Raw genomic sequence first — 18,702 nt, 5'->3', positions numbered from 1 at the left:
GCCTCAGCCGCCACCCCACTCGAAGCTCAGGAGGCTGTTCCGCAGCGGCTGCTCCAGGCTGTCGTGCAGGCTTTGCTGCACGCCGGTGAGGCAGCTGCCGCGCAGCTGCAGCATGGCCTGCTCCACCCGCGCCACGTCCATCACCGCGGCCGGCGTGCAGGCGATCGCGCACAGCAGGCCGCGCGCAGCGGTGAGCACCGGCACCAGCATGGCATAGGCCTGGGTCAGCAACTCGCCAGGCAAGCCCAGCAAGACCACCAGCTCGTAGCCGCGCGCGTCGGGCTGCAGGCGGATCGCGCCGGAGGCGAGCTGGGCGCTCGTCAGCTCCAGGCGCACGCCCTCGTACTTGGCGCCCATGAAGGTCGCCAGCACGACCTCGGCCTGGCCGGCCTCGGCGGCGTCGAAGGCGGTTTCGCCCTCGGCCAGCACGCGCACGATCAGCATGCGGCCCTGCGCCTCCAGCCGGTAGGGTTGCAGCAGCAGCTGCAGCGGCGCGGCCAGATTGCGCCGCGGCGCCACCTGGTTGCCCAGACTGGAGCCATAGCGGTAGCTGAGGAATTCCAGCAGCTCGGAGCGGGCCGCATAGTCCTGGCCAGTGTGCTGGCCGGCCTTCAGGTAATGCGCCCGGGGGTCACGTCTTGCCTCGGGGTCGTCGCGATGCATCCAGCCGTAGCGCACCGGATCGAAATTGGCCAGCACGCGGCCGGCATGCATGTTGACGGTCTTGTAGACCAGCTCGCTGTCGCCCATGGTGCCCGGGAAATACTCCACCGCGGCGCCGCTGGACTTGAGCGAGAAGTCGAAGGACATCTGGTCGCGCTTGCAGAAGTTCAGGATCTGCTCCCACCAGGTGCGCCCGAAGCCCTGCACCTGCGCATGGCCATGCTGGCGCAGCATCACCGTGCAGGTGCTCAGCGGCGTGATCTCCTCCAGCGGCATCAGCTTGGCGTAGAAGTCCAGCTGGGCGGCCACGCGCTCGGCCTTCTCGTAGCCGATCTGCAGGATCGCCTCGGCCTCCTGCAGGGGGTTGTTGCGCGTCGGGTGCTTGAAGAGCTTGAACAGGTAGGGCCGCTCGGTGCGCAGGTCCGCCGCCTGCGGCAGGCGCTTGAACAGCACGATGTTGTCGATGTAGAGGCTGTACTCCCACTCGGGCAGATAGTCCTGCGGCATCGCCTTGGGCCGGCGCGACGCCTTCTCGGGCGGCAGCGGCAGGCGGTCGAGGTAGCGGAAGCTCCAGACCGGCGAGCTCAATGCGCGGTTGTCGGTGAAGCAGACGAAATCGATGTCCAGGTCCGAGCTGGCATCCGGCGGCAGCTGCGCCAGCGGGTTGCCCAGCGCCTCCTTGGATCCGGTCAACACGGTATAGACGACCAGGCGCGTGCGTGAGGTGTTCGAACTCATGCGCGCATATTAGGCGGCGGCGCGGCGCCGAAGCGCTGGATTTGCACCCCGAGGGACGGGCATCTTTGCTTCTGAATGCGGGACTTCCCTGATCAGGCCCCGTACTGCGCGGCCCGGGCGGCCCATTTCATCGCATCAGCAAGACCTGACCCTGCTCAAAATCCTGACGAGCCCCACCCGGAGGAGGGTGGCGCGTCACCACAAGAATCCCGAACATGATCAATGCGATTTTCTCTCGTTGGGTGCGCAGCGATACCGATGCGTTGGGCGAAGCCATGACCGCGTTTGCCGGCGTGACGGCGAGCCCGCCGGCGCGGCGCTCGCATGATTCGATCTTGCAAAGCCTGCTGCGCTGGCTGCCCGGTGACGCCGACCCCTGGGGCTCGACGCAGTCCTCGCTGGGCAAGCTGCCCGAGCTGCGCGCGGCCTTCCTGGCCTGCCTGGACGATCTGGATGCGGACGGCCCGGGCGTGCAGGAGCTCAAGCGCAGCGTCATGCGCAGCCGCAGCCTGCGCGACTTCTGGCATCTGCGCGCCGGCATCTACACCCAAGTGGCGCGCAGCCACAGCCAATGGGAGGCCGAGCAGCGCCTGGCGCGGCTGAACCGGCATTTCCCGTTCAAGCCGGTGGCGGTGAACCGCCGCGGCGCCGAGCGGCGCGGGGGCCGGCCGTGCAACTGACGCTGCGCGAGATTCCCGGCTTTCTGCCGCCCTGGGCCTATGCCTCGGCGGGCCAGCCCGGCGAGCGGCGCGGCCGCATCGCCGCACGCCGCGCCTTCGTGGACCTGAAACTCAGCTTCATGCGCGCCGCCGCCGAACTGCCGGGCGAGCGCGGCGCCGAACTGCAGCACCTGGTGCGCCAGGCCTGCGAACCGATCGAGCTCTGGCTGCTGCGCGGCTGCATACTCGCCGCCCTGCCCGACGAGGACCTCGAGCGCCAAAGCCAGCACCGCCAGTCCATGCAGGCGGCGCTGGACAGCATGTTCGGCTGAAGCCTCAGCGCCCCAGATAGTCTGGCTTGCCCAGGCTCACACCGGCATGGCGCAGCAAGGCATAGGTGGTGGTGACGTGGAAGTAGAAGTTCGGCGTGGCGTAATGGCGCAGAAAGTCCTCGCCGCTGTACTTCAGCACCGTGCCATTGCGCATCACCAGCTCGATCACGCGCTCCTCGCTGCCGATCAGCTGCTCGGCCGGCACCGAGTTGACGAAGTCGATGGTGCGGCGCACGCGCGCCTCCAGCTCGTCCAGCGTGGCCTCGTTGTCTTCCCATTTCGGGATCTCGATGCCGCCCAAGCGCGCCACGCAGCCCTTGGCGGCATCGCTGGCAATCTGGATCTGGCGCGAGAAGGGCAGCATGTCGGGCGCCAGCCGCAGGCCCAGATAGACCGAGGTGTCGAACTTCTTGGTCTCGGCATGGGTACGGGCGAGCTGCAACCAATGCAACATATTGCCCAGCATCTTCACGAACACGGGGCTGCTGGCGCTGTGCATATTGATACTCATGGGGGTCTCCTCACGGGGCATGTCGGGTGGCACGATGCTAACGAGATTCGCGCAAGTGCGTGCTGACCCGGACGCCATCACCCCGCGCACAAGGCACAATCCCAGGCGCACGCCATGAACATCATCATCCTCGACGACTACCAGGACGCGGTGCGCAAGCTCCGCTGCGCAACCAAGCTGGACGCGCTCAATGCCAAGGTCTTCACCAACACGGTGAAGGGCATCGGCCAGTTGTCGGTGCGCCTGCGCGATGCCGATGTGCTGGTGCTGATACGCGAGCGCACCCAGTTCCCGCGCCAGCTGCTCGAGAAGCTGCCGCGCCTGAAGCTGATCGCCCAGACCGGCCGCGTCGGCGCGCACATCGACGTGGAGGCCTGCACCAAGCTGGGCATCGCGGTGGCCGAAGGTGTGGGCTCGCCGGTGGCGCCGGCCGAGCTGACCTGGGCCCTGATCATGGCCTCGATGCGGCGGCTGCCGCAGTACATCGGCAATCTCAAGCATGGCGCCTGGCAGCAGTCGGGCCTGAAGGCGGCCTCGATGCCGCCGAATTTCGGCGTTGGCATGGTGCTCAAGGGCAAGACCCTGGGCATCTGGGGCTACGGCAAGATCGGCCAGATGGTGGCGGGCTATGCGCGCGCCTTCGGCATGAAGGTGCTGGTCTGGGGCAGCGAGACCTCGCGCGGCCGCGCCGCGCTGGACGGCTATGAGGCGGCCGAAAGCCGCGAGGCCTTCTTCGAGGGCTGCGATGTGCTGAGCCTGCACCTGCGCCTGAGCGAGGCCACGCGCGGCATGGTCACGCCCGAAGATCTGGCGCGCATGAAGCCCACCGCCCTGTTCGTCAACACCTCGCGCGCCGAGCTGCTGGCCGACGGCGCCCTGGTCTCGGCGCTCAACCGCGGCCGCCCCGGCATGGCGGCGGTGGACGTGTTCGAGAGCGAGCCGATCCTGCAGGGCCATCCGCTGCTGCGCCTGGAGAACGCCGTCTGCACGCCGCATATCGGCTATGTCGAGCAGGACAGCTACGAGCTCTACTTCGACGCGGCCTTTGACAATGTGCTGGCCTTCATCAACGGCGCGCCCAGCAACATCGTCAACCCCGACGCCCTGAAGGTGCTGCGCTGATGGCCGGCGAGCGGGCCGCACCGCAAGACCTCTGGGCGCTCTACCTGGCCTTCAATCGGCTGGCCCTGCAGGGCTTCGGCGGCGTGCTGGCGGTGGCACAGCGCGAGCTGGTGGACCGCCTGGGCTGGCTCAGCCGGGCCGAATTCCTGGAGGTGCTGGCGGTGGCCCAGGTGCTGCCCGGCCCCAATGTGGTGAACATCTCGCTGATGATTGGCGACCGCTTCTTCGGCCTGCGCGGTGCCTTCACGGCCTTGGCCGGCATGTTCGTGCTGCCCTGCGCGATCGTGCTGGGCCTGACCGCCCTGACCGGCCAGTTCCTGCACCAGCCCCTGGTGGCGGGGGCGCTGCGCGGCATGGGCGCGGTGGCGGCCGGCCTGATCCTGGCCACCGGGCTCAAGCTGATGGGCGGCCTGAAGGCCAATGTGCTGGGCCGCAGCGTCAGCCTGGGTCTGGCGGCGCTGGGCTTTGCGGCGATTGCGTTGCTGCGCCTGCCGCTGATCTGGGCCGTGCTGGGCATTGGGGGCCTGGGCATGGCGCTCGCCTGGCATCGATTGGGCAAGGACTGACCCCATGCCCCCGCCACCCGACCTGCTGGCCCTGTTCCTGCACTTCCTGAGCCTCTCCCTGCTCTCGATCGGTGGCGCCATCACCACCGCGCCCGAGATGCACCGCTATCTGGTGGGCCAGCAACATTGGCTGTCCGACACCGATTTCACCGGCTCGATCGCGCTTGCCCAGGCCGCGCCCGGACCCAACATCCTGTTCGTCGCGGTGCTGGGCTGGAATGTGGCCGGCCCGGCCGGCGCCGCGGCGGCCATGGCCGGCATCATGCTGCCCTCCACCACCCTGGTGCTGGCGGCGACGCGCTGGGCGCGCGAGCACCAGCAGGCACGCGGCATCCGCGCCTTCACGCAAGGCATGGCACCGCTGACGCTGGGGCTGATCGTGGCCACCGGCTGGCTGCTGGCGGCACCCTATGTGGCCGCACCGGAACACCGGCTGGCCACGCTGGCCCTGATCGCCGTGACGCTCGCACTCACGCTGCGCACCAAGCTCGGCCTGGTGTGGATGGTGCTGGCGGGTGGGGTGGTGGGGGCGCTGGGCTGGGTCTAGCTTCGAAGGAATGAACTGAGGGCCCACTGGGCCCTCGATTCATTCCTTCGTTCCGAAGATCTTGTCGCCCGCATCGCCCAGGCCCGGGATGATGTAGCCATGCTCATTGAGATGGCTGTCGATCGCCGCCGTCCAGCAGCGCACCTCGGGGTGGGCTTCGTTCAGCGCCTTCACGCCCTCGGGTGCGGCCACCAGCACCAGGGCGCGGATGTCCTTGCAACCGCGCGCCTTGAGCAGATCCACGGTGGCGATCATCGAGCCGGCGGTGGCCAGCATGGGGTCGATGATGAGGGCGGTGCGCTCGTCAAGCTGGCCGACGAAGCGGTCGAAGTAGTTCACCGGCTTGAGCGTCTCGTGGTCGCGCGCCAGGCCCACCACGCTGACCTTGGCATTGGGCATCATGTCCAGCACGCCATCCAGCATGCCCAGGCCGGCGCGCAGGATGGGCACCACCGTGACCTTGCGGCCGGCGATCTGGTCGATCTCGGTCGGGCCGCTCCAGCATTCGATGGTGGTTTTCTCGAGCGGAAAGTCGGCCGTGGCCTCGTAAGCCAAGAGACGCGCCACCTCGCCGGTGAGCTCGCGGAACTTCTTGGTCGAGATATCGGCCTCGCGCATCAGGCCGATCTTGTGTTTGACGAGGGGGTGGTGGACTTCGATGACGGCCATGATGTGGACTCTGCTTTCTTACCGGATGGTCAGATTATCTCCGCTCAGTGCCCGCGCTGGCGCAGCGCCTCGTAGAGGCAAACCCCTGCCGCCACCGAGACGTTGAGGCTCTCCACCGCGCCTTTCATGGGGATGCGCACCAGCTCGTCGCAGGTCTTGGCGGTGAGCGCGCGCATGCCCTCCCCCTCCGCACCCAGCACCAGCGCCACCGGGCCCTTGAGGTCCAGGTCGTAGATGGACTTCTCGGCCTGGTCGGAGGTGCCGATCACCCAGATATTGCGTTCCTTCAGCTCACCCAGCGTGCGCGCCAAGTTGGTGACCATCAGATAGGGCACGGTCTCGGCCGCGCCGCTGGCCACCTTGGCCACGGTGGCGTTCAGCCCCACCGCATGGTCTTTGGGTGCCACCACCGCATGCGCGCCGGCACCATCGGCCACGCGCAGGCAGGCGCCCAGATTGTGCGGGTCGGTCACGCCGTCCAGCACCAGCACCAGCGGGGCGGCCTCCGCAGCTTCCACCTCGTCCAGCACATCGTCCAGCGAGTGATGCTGCTGCAGCGCGCTCACGCGCGCCACCACGCCCTGGTGGCGGTGCGTGCCGCAGAGCTTGTGCAGGCGCTCGTCATCGCTCTCCACCAGCTTCACGCCCGCCTCCTTGCAGCGCTCGACGAACTGGCGCATGCGCTGGTCGCGGCGCGTTTGGTCGATGTGGATTTCGGAGATGGAAGCGGCGGCGGTCTTGAGCCGCACCGTGACGGCGTGGAAGCCGAAGAGAATGTGTTTGCTAGCGCTCATGCGCCCATCGTAGCGCCGCCGGGCCTTGCGCCCGGCGGCGCAGGTCCGATCAGCGGCCCATTTCCTTCAAATAGGCAGCGCGCGCGGCCAGGGCGGTGTCGGGGAAGTCCGAGAACAGGCCGTCCAGCCCCAGGCGGTAGAACTGCAGGTACTCCTTCTGCGGATCGCCACCATAGTCGAAGGCCAGGCGGCGCTTCTCGTTGCGGAAGGTGTAGGCATGCACGAACAGGCCGGCCTTGTGCGCGTCGGCGATCAGGCTGGTGGGCGCCTGCGTGTTGGCGTCGGCCCAGTTGGTCTTGCCGTCGCCGTTCTGGTCCTTCAGCGAGCCATCGGCGTTCAGCACGCCCTTCACCGGCACGATATAGGGCTTCCAGGGGCCGATGCCGTCGGCATAGCTCTTGATCTCGGCCAGGCCGGCGGGCGTGACCATGTCGCTGAACAGGCGCTTGTCGCCGGCCTTGAACCAGTCGTAGGGCCGGTCGTAGGGCGCCACATAGGTGAGTTTGCCGGTCTTGAGGTCCACGTCGTCGGCGTCGATGAGCTGGATCAGGCGCGTCTTCAGGCCCTTGCTCTTCAGGTATTTCAGGCTGCCGGGCTCGAAGCTCTGCACGAACACCGGCGCATCCTTGGCATTCCAGCCGGCGGCGTCCAGCAGGGCGATCAGCTTGTCTTCCAGCGGCAGGCCGAGGTCGCGGTGGAAGCTGGGGTTCTTGGTCTCGGGATAGACCGCGATGCTGCGCCCCTTCTCCTTGCTCTTGGCCTTCACCAGATCGATCAGTTCCTGGAAGGTGATGAGCTTGAACTTGCCGTTGTTGCCCTGCGGGCGCTCGGCATCGGTGATCAGGCCGCCCAGGGTCTTGATCTCGGCGAGCGTGAAGTCGCTGGCGAACCAACCTTCTTGCACTTCGCCGTCCACCGCCATGGTCTTCTTGCGCGCGGCAAATTCGGGATGGCTGGCCACATCGGTGCTGTAGGCCAGGTTGGGGTCATGTCTTGCGATCAGCACGCCATCCTTGGTGGAGATCAGGTCGGGCTCCACCACATCGGCGCCCTGCTCGATCGCCAGCGCATAGGCCTCCAGCGTCTCTTCGGGCAGATAGCCCGAGGCACCGCGGTGCCCCACCACCAGGGGCTGCTGACCATCCAGGGTCGGCAGGGGATCCAGGTCGTCGCTGCCGCCACAGGCGCTCAGCATCAGGCCAATCACCGCCGCGGCCACGGCCGCACGCTGCATCGAATTCATCGTCTTCACCTCCGTTGAACAACACCGCATTGTTCGAACAGGAGGTGACAGGCTGATGAAGCTGCTAGATCAAGCGCTGATACAGATAAAGCAGGCCCAGCAGCACCGGCTGGTGCAGCATGTAATAGCTCAGCGACCAGCCGCCCAGCCAGGCCAGCGGCCGCAGCGGCGCCGCGATGCCGCCCTGCAGCACGCGCTGCCGCGCCAGCCAGGCCCGGCCGAGCGCAAAGCCCAGCAGCATCACGCCCAGCCAGGGCAGCAGCGGCACATAGTCCTCGGTGACGGGCTTGCGCGTGACCAGCCCGACCCAGTTGGTCCAGCGGCTGTCGAAGAAGGCGTGCTGCCAGAGCTGCGGCGCCGCCAGCGCCAGCAGGGCCAGGCCCAGCAGGGCCCAGCCGGGCAGGCGCGGGCCGGCCCAGCGCAGCAGCAAGAGCATCAGCGCCATGCCATGCAGCACGCCGAAGCTGATGTAGCTGCGCGGAAACATCCACCAGGAGCCCAGCGATACCAGCAGGGCGCAGCCCGCCACCTGGGCCCAGCGCTTCCAGAAGCGCGGCCAGCGCTGACCCTGCGCCACCGCCACCGCCTGGCCCAGGCCGGCGCAGAGCAGGAACAGGCTGACGATGGCCGTGCGCTGCCAGGTCCAGAAGGGGTCGCGGTAGAAATCCTGCCGTATCAGGCCGGCATGGTTGAGGTCGAAGCCGAAGTGGAACAGCGTCATCCACAGCATCGCCAGGCCGCGCAAGGCGTCCAGGCGTGGCATGCGAGAGTTCGGAGCGGTCAAAATAGAAGCCACGCAAAACGAATGGCCGCAGTCTAGCCGGCAACATCTGACCCCATGCGACGTTTGCCCACCCTCTTCCTGCTCTGTGCCGCGCTGCTGGCCGCCCTGCCCGCCGCGGCCCAGCGTCCGGTGCAGCCGCGCGGCGCGCTCGACGCCGCCGAGCTCAACAACATCAGCGTGTTCAAGAAGAGCTCGCCCTCGGTGGTGCACATCACCACGCTGGACGTGCAGCGCGACTTCTTCTCGCTGGACGTGCAGCAGGTGCCGCGCGGCACCGGCACCGGCTTCATCTGGGACGAGCGCGGCCACATCGTCACCAACTACCACGTCATCCAGGGCGGCGACGCGGCGCGCGTGACGCTCGCCGACCAGAGCAGCTACGCTGCCCGGCTAGTGGGCGCCTTCCCCGACCGCGACCTCGCGGTGCTGCGCATCGAGGCGCCGCGCGAGAAGCTGGTGCCCATCGCTATCGGCAGCAGCCGCGAGCTGCAGGTGGGCCAGGGCGTGTACGCGATCGGCAACCCCTTCGGCCTGGACCAGACGCTGACGCGCGGCATCGTCTCGGCGCTCAACCGCGAGATCGAATCGGTGAACCGGCGCGCCATCCGCGGCGTGATCCAGACCGATGCCGCCATCAATCCCGGCAACTCGGGCGGCCCCCTGCTCGATTCGGCCGGGCGGCTGATCGGCGTCAACACGCAGATCTACAGCCCCAGCGGCGCCAGCGCCGGCATCGGCTTCGCCATCCCGGTGGACGAGGTCAACCGCGTCGTGCCCAGGCTCATCAAGGACGGACGCTACATTCGCCCGGCCATCGGCGTGACCTCGGGCTCGGCCCAGCTGCAGCAGGCGCTGCGCCTGCCCAAGGGCGTGGCCATCGTCGGCGTGGGCGCGCGCAGCCCCGCCGCCGAGGCCGGGCTGCAGCCCTTCACGCGGGCGCGCGACGGCCGCATCGTGCATGGCGACGTGATCACCGCGATCAACGACGAGGCGATCGCCGATCTCGACGACATGCTGGCCCTGCTGGAGCGCCGCCAGGTCGGCGAGCGCGTCACGCTCACGCTCTGGAACAACGGCAAGACGCGCAGACAGGCGCTGGTGTTGGCCGCATCCGACTAGGCCAGCGAGGTAGCTGTGATACCGTGGCCGGGCCCGCGCCACTGTCACCGAGCCACCTCGCCAGGATGATCCCGCCCCACCCGCCACCCGCCGCGCCCAGACGGCCCTGGGCCCTGCTGGTCTGGTACTGGCCGGCGCTGCTGAGCGTGCTGGTGGGGGCGCTGATCGTGGCCGGCCTGCTGCGCCTGCATCTGCAGACCGACCGCGCCGCCGTGCGCGGCCAGCTCGAGGCACAGCTGACCCTGCTGCGCGCCCGCATCGAGGCCACCGCACAAAGCACCTTCAGCCCCACCCTCGGGCTGGAGGCCATGATCCAGCTTGATGGCGACATCTCCGAGGAGCGTTTCGAGCGCCTCACCAGCCGTGCCGTCAAGCTCGTGCCGCAGCTGCGCAGCGTGGTGGCGGCGCCCGACGACGTGGCCCGCCATGTGTTCCCACGCGCCGGCAACGAGCGCGTGTTCGGCCTGGTCTACCGCAGCATCCCGGCGCAATGGGCGCAGGTGCAGGCGGCGCGCGCGCAGCGCGGGCCGCTGATCGTCGCGCCGGTGGTGCTGGTGCAGGGCGGCATGGGCATCATCCAGCGCACGCCGGTGTTCCTGCGCGATGCCGCCGCGCCGGACGGCCAGCGCTATTGGGGCGTGGTGTCGGTGGTGGCGGACCTGGAGCGCTTCATGCAGGTCGCCGGCCTGGAGCGCCAGGCCGGGCTGGCGCTCGAGATCGTCGACGAGCGCGAGGGCCGGCAGGCGGCGCGCCATATCTGGGGCGAGACCAGGCTGGCCGAGGCCGGCGCGGTGCGGCAGGTGGCGCAGCTGCCGGGCGGCCTGTGGACCCTGCTGGCCCTGCCCCAGGGGGGCTGGGAGAGCGGCCTGGCCTGGCAGTCGGCCGATGTGATGGCCAGCCTGATCGGCGCGGCCCTGGTCACCGCCCTGCTCGCCCTGCTGGGCCGGCAGCGCCATGTGCTGAGCCAGCGCAACGAGGCCCTGGCCCATGAGATCGAAACGGGCCGCCAGGCCAGCCAGCAGCTGCAGGAATCGCAGGCGCGTTTTCGCAGCCTCGCCGCGCTGGCCAGCGACTGGGTCTGGGAGCAGGACGCCGAGCTGCGCTTCACCTACATCTCGCGCACCGCCGAGGAGGCCTCCAATGTGCACAGCAGCAGCGTGCTGGGCCACCGGCGCTGGGAGTCGCCGGCGATCGCGCCCGGCGTCGACTGGGAGGCGCACAAGGCGCAGCTGGCGCGACACGAGCCCTTCCGCGACCTCGAGTATTCGCAGTACACCGAAGACGGCACGCTGCGCCATGTGAGCGTGTCCGGCACGCCGATCTTCGATGCCGACGGCGTGTTCCGCGGCTACCGCGGCACCGGCCGCAACATCACGCCGGCCAAGCAGGCGGAGGCCGCGCTGCGCCAGTCCCAGGCCGATCTGATGCAGGCGCGCGATCGCCTGCAGGCCCTGCTCGATGCGGCCATCGAGGTGGCCATCATCGCCACCGATCTGCAGGGCCGCGTGATGCTGTTCAACCGCGGCGCCGAGCGCATGCTGGACTACCGCGAGGAGGACATGCTGGGCAAGAGCCCGGCCCTGCTGCACCTGCCGGCCGAGGTTGAGGCACGCGGCTTGGCGCTCAGTGCCGAACTGGGGCGCCCCATCCAGGGCTTCGAGACCTTTGTGGCGCTGGCGCAGCGCGATGGCATCGAGACGCGCGAATGGACCTATCTGCGTCGCGACGGCCAGGCCCTGGCGGTCTCCCTGAGCGTCACCCATGTGCGCGACCGCCATGGCACGCCGCTCGGCTATCTGGGTGTGGCGCGCGACATCAGCGCGCAGCGCCAGGCCGAGCGGCAATCGCGTGAACTGCATGCCGAGCTCGAGAGCCGGGTGAGCCGGCGCACCGCCGAGCTGCGCGAGGCGCTGGCCCATCTGCACCGTGCCCAGGACGAGCTGCTGCGCTCGGAAAAACTGGCCGCGCTGGGCTCGCTGGTGGCGGGCGTGGCGCATGAGCTCAACACGCCGCTGGGCAACTGCCTCACCACCGCCTCGACGCTGGACGAGCGCACGCGCGAGACCCGCCAGGCCTTTGTGGAGGGCCATATGCGCCGCTCCAGCCTGGCCTCCTATCTGGACGATGCCGGCGCCGCCACCGCGATCCTGCTGCGTGGCCTGGGCACGGCCAACGAACTGGTGACGCACTTCAAGCAGCTCTCGGTGGACCAGACCAGCGTGCAGCGCCGCCAGTACCGCCTCGACGCGGTGGTGGCCGATGTGCTGAGCCTGATGCGGGCGCGCTGGAAGACCACGCCCTACCGCATCCGCACCGACATCCCGCCGGAGCTCGAGCTGGACGGCTACCCCGGCCCGCTCAGCCAGGTGCTCAGCAATCTGATGCTGAACGCCCTGCTGCATGCCTTCGAGGGCCGCGACAGCGGCGAGCTCAGCATCAGCGCACGCGCGCTGGACGCGCAGCAGTTCGAGCTGGTGGTGGCCGACGACGGCCTGGGCATGAGCGAGGAGGTGCGGCGCCGCGCCTTCGACCCCTTCTTCACCACCAAGATGGGGCGCGGCGGTACCGGCCTCGGGCTCAACATCGTCTACAACATCATCACCGACATCCTGGGCGGCCATGTGGAGCTGCACAGCGAACCCGGCCTGGGCAGCCGCTTCGTGTTCCGGCTGCCGCGCGTGGCGCCCGAGCTGAAGGGGCATTGAGCGCGCCTCAGCAGGCGCCCGCGCTCTGCCGCAAGATGACGCCCATGCACACGCCTCTTTCCATCTTGGATCTCGCGCCCATCGTCGAGGGCAGCGATGCCCGCAGCGCCCTGCTCAACAGCCTGGAGCTGGCCCGCCATGCCGAAGCACTGGGCTACCGGCGCTACTGGGTGGCCGAGCACCACAATATGGACGGCGTGGCCAGCTCGGCCACCGCGGTGCTGATCGGCCAGATCGCCGCCGCCACCCGGCAGATCCGCGTCGGCTCGGGCGGCATCATGCTGCCCAACCACGCGCCGCTGACCATCGCCGAAGCTTTCGGCACCCTCGCCACGCTCTTCCCCGATCGCATCGACCTGGGCCTGGGCCGCGCGCCCGGCACCGACGGCCCGACCATGCGCGCGCTGCGCCGCCACCTCAGCACGGCGGCCGAAGACCGCTTCCCGGAGGACGTGCAGGAGCTACAGGCCTATCTGGCGCCGGCCCGCGAGGGTCAGGTCGTGCGCGCCATCCCGGGCCAGGGCACCGAGGTACCGATCTGGCTGCTCGGCTCCAGCCTCTACAGTGCCCAGCTGGCCGCCTATCTGGGCCTGCCCTTTGCCTTTGCCTCGCATTTCGCGCCCGAGCTGCTGATGCAGGCGCTCGAGCTTTACCGCGGCCAGTACCGCCCCAGCGAGCGCCACCCCAGGCCCCATGCGATGGTGGGGCTGAACGTGATCGTGGCCGACAGCGACGCGCAGGCCGCGTATTTGTTCAGCTCGCTGCAGCAGCGCTTCCTGGGCATGGTGCGCGGCCGGCGCGGCCCGCTGCCGCCGCCGGTGGACGATATGGCTGCGCGCTGGAACGCAGCCGAGGCGGCCCAGGTGGCGCGCATGCTGGCGGAATCCATCGTCGGCTCGCCCGCCACGGTCAAGGCGGGGCTGGCGGCCACCCAGGCGCGCACCGGCGCCGACGAGTTCATCGTCGCCTGCGCCCTGCACTCGCAGGCCGCGCGACTGCGCTCCTACGAGTTGCTGGCCGGCCTGGCCTAGGGGGCGGGCGCCAGCCGCTGGGCGCCTCTCAATTGCTTACAGCTTGCGCCGCGCATTCGCAGTAGGCTCGCCGCCCAAAGCCGAGTTTCACAGCCGGGACGCCCGGAATGCCCAGACATGCAGATTGCTGCTTATGAATTCATCACGGCCGAAGGTCGCTTTGCGATCAGCCTGCGCCCCTACGGCCGCTGGCGGGTGCGTTGCGCCAGCGGCCTGCTGGACCGCTCCTTCGCCGACCCTGAGGAGGCGCTGGCCGAATTGGCCGCCCATTGGCCGGTGCCGCCGCGCCTGAAGGACTGGACGCCGCTGCCCACGCACAGCGGCGAAACCATGCTGGGCGGGCTCGACCCGCTGGAGCACCTGTCGCCAGGCTAGCCGGCAGGCCGGTTCAACCCAGGGCGCGACGCGCGTTCGCGAACATGCGCGCCCAGGGGCTCGCCTCGCTCTTGTCGCCGCTGGTCCAGCTGAGCTGGATATTGCGCTGCACGCGTTCCGGATGCGGCATCAGCACGGTGAAGCGGCCATCGGCCGTGGTCACCGAGGTCAGGCCCTCGGGGCTGCCGTTCGGGTTGAGCGGATAGACCTCGGTGGGCCGGCCATGGTGGTCCACGTAACGCATTGCGCGTGCCACCTTGCTGGCATCGCCGCGCTGCGAGAAATCGGCATAACCCTCGCCATGCGCCACCGCGATCGGCAGGCGGCTGCCGGCCATGCCTTGGAAGAACAGGCTGGGGCTCTCCAGCACCTCCACCATCGCCAGCCGGGCCTCGAACTGCTCGCTCTTGTTGCGCGTGAACTTGGGCCAGTGCTGGGCGCCGGGGATGATGGGCGAGAGCGCGGCCATCATCTGGCAGCCATTGCACACGCCCAGCGCGAAGCTGTCGCTGCGCGCGAAAAAGGCCTTGAACTGATCGGCCAGCACCGGATTGAACATCACCGAGCGCGCCCAGCCCTCGCCGGCACCCAGGGTGTCGCCATAGCTGAAGCCACCGCAGGCGATGAAGCCCTTGTAGCGGTCCAGCGTGGTGCCGCCGGACTGCAGATCGCTCATGTGCACGTCATAGGTATCGAAGCCGGCCCGGGCCAGGGCATAGGACATCTCCACATGCGAGTTGACGCCCTGCTCGCGCAGGATCGCGATCCTGGGGCGCGCGCCCGTCGAGATGAAGGGCGCGGCGACGTCTTCCTTGGGATCGAAGCTCAGGTGCACATGGCGGCCGGGGTCGTCGGCCTGGCCGGCCAGCGCATGCTCGGAATCGGCGCAGGCCGGGTTGTCGCGCAGCTGGGCGACACGCCAGCTGACCTGGTCCCATTCCTTGTGCAGCGCCTCCAGCGCCGCGCCATAGACCTTCTTGCTGTCGCGCCAGACTTCCATCTGGCCGCTCGCATTGGGCTTGCCCACCACATGGCTGTGCTTGGAGAGGCCGTGCTTGCGCAGCAGCTGCATCACCGCATCGCGCTGGGCGGTGGGCACCTGCAGCAGCGCGCCCAGTTCCTCGTTGAACAGGGCCTTGAGCGTCAGCTCCTCGCGGCGCGCGCTCACCTGGCTGGCCCAGTTCTTGGAATCGCCCACATCGGCGCGGCTGTCGGAGACGCCATCGCCCTCGGTGACCAGCATGTCCACATTCAGGCTGATGCCGCAATGGCCGGCAAAGGCCATTTCGCAGGCGGTGGCCCAGAGGCCGCCGTCGCCGCGGTCGTGGTAGGCCAGCAGCTGGCCGCTGGCGCGCAATTCATTCACGGCGGCCACCAGGCTCTTGAGCGCTTCAGCATCGTCCAGATCGGGCACCTCGCCACCGAACTGGCTCAGGGTCTGAGCCAGGATGGAGCCGCCCATGCGCTGCCGGCCCTGGCCCAGGTCGACCAGGATCAGGCTCGTGTCACCGGCCTGCAGCTCGGGCGTGAGCGTGCCCCGCACATCGGCGAGCGTGGCGAAGGCGGTGATGATCAGCGAGACCGGTGCGGTGACCTGCTTGACCGCGCCGGCTTCATCGTTCCAGCGCGTGCGCATCGACAGCGAATCCTTGCCCACCGGGATCGAGATGCCCAGCGCCGGGCACAGCTCCATGCCCACCGCCTTGACGGTATCGAACAGCGCGGCGTCCTCGCCGGGCTCGCCGCAGGCCGCCATCCAGTTGGCGCTGAGCTTGACGCGCTCCAGCTCGATCGGCGCGGCGAGCAGATTGGTGATGGCCTCGGCCACCGCCATGCGCCCCGAGGCCGGGCCGTTGACGGCCGCCAGCGGGGTGCGCTCACCCATGCTCATGGCCTCGCCGCGGAAGCCCTTGAAGTCGGCCAGGGTGACGGCGCAATCGGCCACCGGCACCTGCCAGGGGCCGACGAACTGGTCGCGATGGTTCAGGCCGCCGACCGTGCGGTCACCGATCGAGATCAGGAAGCGCTTGGAGGCCACGGTCGGGTGGCGCAGCACTTCCACCGCCGCGGTCGCCAGGCTGGCGCCGCCCAGCTCCAGGCGGCCGGCGTCGCGCGCCACGCGCTGCACATCGCGGTGCATCTTGGGCGGCTTGCCCAGCAGCGTCGCCATCGGCATGTCGATGGCGCGGTCTCCTGCCGGGCCGTCTTCCAGCACCAGCTCGCGCTGCTCGGTGGTCACGCCCACCACCGCAAAGGGGCAGCGCTCGCGTTCGCACATGGCGCGGAAGGTCTCGAGACTCTCGGGCGCGATCGCCAGCACATAGCGCTCCTGGCTTTCGTTGCACCAGATCTCCTTGGGGGCAAGACCTGACTCCTCCAGCGGCACGGCGCGCAGATCGAAGATGGCGCCGCGGCCGGCATCGTTCACCAGCTCGGGGAAGGCGTTGGAGATGCCGCCGGCCCCGACGTCGTGGATGGCGAGGATGGGATTGTCGGCACCCAGGCCCCAGCAATGGTTGATGACCTCCTGCACACGGCGCTCGATCTCGGGGTTGCCGCGCTGCACCGAGTCGAAGTCCAGGTCGGCGGTGTTGGTGCCGGCCGCCATCGAGCTGGCGGCGCTGCCGCCCATGCCGATGCGCATGCCCGGGCCGCCCAGCTGCACCAGTAGGCTGCCGGCGGGGAATTCGATCTTGCGGGTGAGGTCGGAGCGGATCGCGCCGACGCCCCCGGCGATCATGATGGGCTTGTGGTAGCCGCGCGTGATGCCGTCCACCTCCTGCTCATAGGCACGGAAGTAGCCGCCCAGATTGGGCCGGCCGAACTCGTTGTTGAAGGCGGCGCCGCCAATCGGGCCCTCGATCATGATCTGCAGCGGGCTGGCGATGTGCTCGGGCTTGCCGATGTCCTGCTGCTCCCAGCGCTCGGTGAGGCCGGGCAGGCGCAGATTGGAAACGGTGAAGCCGGCGAGGCCGGCCTTGGGCTTGGCCCCGCGCCCCGTCGCGCCCTCGTCGCGGATCTCGCCGCCGGCGCCGGTGGAGGCGCCCGGGAAGGGCGAGATGGCGGTCGGGTGGTTGTGCGTCTCCACCTTCATCAGCACATGCGAGGTCTCGGCGCGGGCCTGGTACTGCGGTGCCTTGTCAAAGCCGGCCGGCATCCAGCGTTCGAGCTCATGGCCTTCCATCACCGCGGCGTTGTCCGAATAGGCGATCACCGTGTGCTGGGGGTGAAGCTTCTCGGTGTTGCGGATCATGCCGAACAGGGACAGGTCTTGCTCTTCACCGTCCACCGTGAACTTGGCATTGAAGATCTTGTGGCGGCAATGCTCGCTATTGGCCTGCGCGAACATCATCAGCTCGACATCGCTGGGGTTGCGCTTGAGCCCCTGGAAGGCCGTCACCAGGTAGTCGATCTCGTCGTCGGAGAGCGCCAGACCAAAGGTCTTGTTGGCGGCCTCCAGGGCCGGGCGGCCCGATCCCAGCACGTCCACATGCTCGAGCGGCTGGGCGTCTTTTTCGTCGAACAGATGGGCGGCGGCCGCGCGGCTCAGCAGCACGCTCTCGGTCATGCGGTCGTGCAGCAGCGCGGCGCAGGCCAGGCGTTCGGCCTCGGACAAGGTCTTCACGCCGCCCAGCAAGCCGCTCTTGAGCGTGATGCGGTACTCGGTGACACGCTCGACGCGATGGATATCCAAGCCGCAGTTGTGCGCGATGTCGGTAGCCTTGGAGGCCCAGGGGCTCACCGTGCCCAGGCGCGGCGCCACCACGATCAGTTCGCCGTCCTGCGCGCCCTGGTAGGCATCGCCATAGTCCAGCAGGGCCGCCAGCTTGGACTTGACCTCATCGGCCAGCGCTGCATCGCTCCAGACCCAGTGCACATGGCGTGCGGCAATGGCGGTGATGCGCTCGTTGACGGCCTGCAGCCGCGGCAGCAAGGCATTGGCACGGAAGGAGGAAAGAGCGTTGCCGCCCTCGAAGTGGAGCAGATGCTTGGGCTTGGAGGAGGAAGAGGCCATGGGGTCCCGGGATGCGCGCATGCGGCGCTGGAGGTTGCGGTCTCAAGCCTGGTGGGCCTGGCCGTTGAAGCCCGGGATTTTAGCTAGGGTCTGTACCGATACGGCGGAGCCCGCAAAGTTTCACAGCTTGGTGAAATCTTTGCCTGGCATTCACACAGTCTTTTCGCCGTCTCGCGATACTTTGCACATGAACGATCCGCGCCAAATCTGGGACCAGCGCTACGGCCTCGGCCAGGCCAGCCTGGCCGACAACTGGCTGGAGCATTGGGGCGCCGCCTGGCTCGCCCATGCCCATGGCCAGGGCTATCAGGCGCTGGACATTGGCTGCGGCAATGGCCATGAGAGCGCCGCCCTGCTGGCCCTGGGCTGGCAGGTCACCGCCACCGAGATCTCGCCCACCGCCCTGGCGGCGGCCGAGGAACGCAATCCGGCGGCGCGCCATCTGCTCGCCGATGTGCGCACCATGCCCGAGATCGCCAGCGCCAGCATGGACCTGGCGGTGGCCCATCTCTCGCTGCACTACTTCGACCAGGCCGGCAGCCTGCAGGCCTTCGCCGAGATCGCACGGGTGCTCAAGCCCGGTGGCCTGCTGCTGGGCAGCGTCAACGCCGAGGACGACCTCAACTACGGCGCGCCGGCCGACGCCAGCGGCTGGGAACCGGTCCTGGTGGACGGCGTGCCCAAGCAGTTCTTCACCTCGCCCAAGCTCTTGAGCTGCCTGCGCCAGCACTACGAGTTGCTGGAGCTGCGCAAGTCCATCAGCCTGCGCTACGGCGCGCCCAAGTCGGTATGGGACTTCGCGGCGCGGCGTTTGCCGCCGACTTAGCGT

Annotated in this window: 17 protein-coding genes; 10 read left to right on the top strand and 7 right to left on the bottom strand. The window is 68.8% G+C overall.

Annotated elements, in window-relative coordinates; translation table 11 throughout:
- Positions 1–3: 3 nt before the first annotated feature.
- A complete protein-coding gene (locus tag AC3WQY_RS07345) occupies positions 4–1,401 on the bottom strand; it encodes a glycosyltransferase domain-containing protein (protein WP_492707056.1) in 1,398 nt (465 codons plus the stop codon).
- Between the two features lie 215 nt (positions 1,402–1,616).
- Here AC3WQY_RS07345 and AC3WQY_RS07340 point away from each other — a divergent pair, with 215 nt between their 5' ends.
- Positions 1,617–2,081 carry a hypothetical protein gene (locus AC3WQY_RS07340; protein WP_285231978.1) on the top strand — a complete coding sequence of 155 codons (465 nt, stop codon included), beginning with the start codon at positions 1,617–1,619 and terminating at the stop codon, positions 2,079–2,081.
- Positions 2,072–2,392 carry a hypothetical protein gene (locus tag AC3WQY_RS07335; RefSeq protein WP_285231977.1) on the top strand — a complete coding sequence of 107 codons (321 nt, stop codon included), beginning with the start codon at positions 2,072–2,074 and terminating at the stop codon, positions 2,390–2,392. Before AC3WQY_RS07340 ends, AC3WQY_RS07335 begins: the two co-directional genes overlap by 10 nt.
- Positions 2,393–2,396: 4 nt before the next feature.
- On the opposite strand, the gene AC3WQY_RS07330 is transcribed toward AC3WQY_RS07335, so the two are convergent.
- On the bottom strand, positions 2,397–2,903 hold the full coding sequence (locus AC3WQY_RS07330; protein ID WP_492707053.1) for a DUF1993 domain-containing protein: 507 nt from the start codon (positions 2,901–2,903) through the stop codon (positions 2,397–2,399).
- Between the two features lie 114 nt (positions 2,904–3,017).
- Between AC3WQY_RS07330 and AC3WQY_RS07325 the strand changes: the two genes are divergently transcribed.
- The 3 genes from AC3WQY_RS07325 to AC3WQY_RS07315 are packed head-to-tail and all read left to right on the top strand — an operon-like array spanning position 3,018 to position 5,138.
- Positions 3,018–4,025 carry a D-2-hydroxyacid dehydrogenase family protein gene (locus tag AC3WQY_RS07325; RefSeq protein ID WP_285231975.1) on the top strand — a complete coding sequence of 336 codons (1,008 nt, stop codon included), beginning with the start codon at positions 3,018–3,020 and terminating at the stop codon, positions 4,023–4,025.
- The gene (locus AC3WQY_RS07320; RefSeq protein ID WP_285231974.1) at positions 4,025–4,591 is read left to right on the top strand and encodes a chromate transporter; all 567 of its coding nucleotides are present in this window, start codon (positions 4,025–4,027) and stop codon (positions 4,589–4,591) included. Before AC3WQY_RS07325 ends, AC3WQY_RS07320 begins: the two co-directional genes overlap by 1 nt.
- 4 nt (positions 4,592–4,595) lie before the next feature.
- On the top strand, positions 4,596–5,138 hold the full coding sequence (locus AC3WQY_RS07315) for a chromate transporter (protein ID WP_492707050.1): 543 nt from the start codon (positions 4,596–4,598) through the stop codon (positions 5,136–5,138).
- Positions 5,139–5,177: 39 nt separating this feature from the next.
- Here AC3WQY_RS07315 and upp read toward each other — a convergent pair whose 3' ends face one another.
- The 4 genes from upp to AC3WQY_RS07295 form a co-directional block, all read right to left on the bottom strand.
- Positions 5,178–5,807 carry a uracil phosphoribosyltransferase gene (gene upp, locus AC3WQY_RS07310; RefSeq protein WP_285231972.1) on the bottom strand — a complete coding sequence of 210 codons (630 nt, stop codon included), beginning with the start codon at positions 5,805–5,807 and terminating at the stop codon, positions 5,178–5,180.
- A 44-nt stretch (positions 5,808–5,851) separates the two neighbouring features.
- Positions 5,852–6,601, bottom strand: coding sequence for a 23S rRNA (guanosine(2251)-2'-O)-methyltransferase RlmB (gene rlmB, locus AC3WQY_RS07305; protein WP_492707047.1), 750 nt, complete (start codon positions 6,599–6,601; stop codon positions 5,852–5,854).
- 49 nt (positions 6,602–6,650) lie between these two features.
- Complete coding sequence (locus AC3WQY_RS07300) at positions 6,651–7,844, bottom strand: glycerophosphodiester phosphodiesterase (RefSeq protein ID WP_492707045.1); 1,194 nt, start codon at positions 7,842–7,844, stop codon at positions 6,651–6,653.
- A gap of 64 nt (positions 7,845–7,908) precedes the next feature.
- Positions 7,909–8,607, bottom strand: coding sequence for an acetyltransferase domain-containing protein (locus AC3WQY_RS07295; protein ID WP_285231969.1), 699 nt, complete (start codon positions 8,605–8,607; stop codon positions 7,909–7,911).
- Positions 8,608–8,682: 75 nt separating this feature from the next.
- Here AC3WQY_RS07295 and AC3WQY_RS07290 point away from each other — a divergent pair, with 75 nt between their 5' ends.
- The 4 genes from AC3WQY_RS07290 (at position 8,683) to AC3WQY_RS07275 (ending at position 13,858) form a co-directional block, all read left to right on the top strand.
- Complete coding sequence (locus AC3WQY_RS07290) at positions 8,683–9,747, top strand: S1C family serine protease (protein ID WP_285231968.1); 1,065 nt, start codon at positions 8,683–8,685, stop codon at positions 9,745–9,747.
- Between the two features lie 65 nt (positions 9,748–9,812).
- Positions 9,813–12,452 (top strand): PAS domain S-box protein, encoded by a 2,640-nt coding sequence (locus AC3WQY_RS07285; protein ID WP_492707041.1) that lies wholly within the window; start codon positions 9,813–9,815, stop codon positions 12,450–12,452.
- A gap of 44 nt (positions 12,453–12,496) precedes the next feature.
- Entirely contained in the window at positions 12,497–13,483 is a 987-nt protein-coding gene (locus AC3WQY_RS07280) for an LLM class flavin-dependent oxidoreductase (RefSeq protein WP_492707039.1), read from the top strand.
- A gap of 117 nt (positions 13,484–13,600) precedes the next feature.
- Positions 13,601–13,858, top strand: a complete 258-nt coding sequence (locus AC3WQY_RS07275; protein WP_285231965.1) for a hypothetical protein — start codon at positions 13,601–13,603, stop codon at positions 13,856–13,858.
- A gap of 13 nt (positions 13,859–13,871) precedes the next feature.
- On the opposite strand, the gene purL is transcribed toward AC3WQY_RS07275, so the two are convergent.
- Positions 13,872–17,873, bottom strand: a complete 4,002-nt coding sequence (gene purL, locus AC3WQY_RS07270; RefSeq protein ID WP_492707036.1) for a phosphoribosylformylglycinamidine synthase — start codon at positions 17,871–17,873, stop codon at positions 13,872–13,874.
- Between the two features lie 187 nt (positions 17,874–18,060).
- Between purL and AC3WQY_RS07265 the strand changes: the two genes are divergently transcribed.
- On the top strand, positions 18,061–18,699 hold the full coding sequence (locus AC3WQY_RS07265) for a class I SAM-dependent methyltransferase (protein WP_285231963.1): 639 nt from the start codon (positions 18,061–18,063) through the stop codon (positions 18,697–18,699).
- The last annotated feature ends 3 nt before the right edge of the window (positions 18,700–18,702 follow it).

It is taken from the genome of Roseateles sp. FW301-B2 (genome assembly GCF_058788955.1).
Note: the sequence above shows the minus strand (reverse complement) of the source record. Positions and strands in the feature narration are given on the sequence as shown.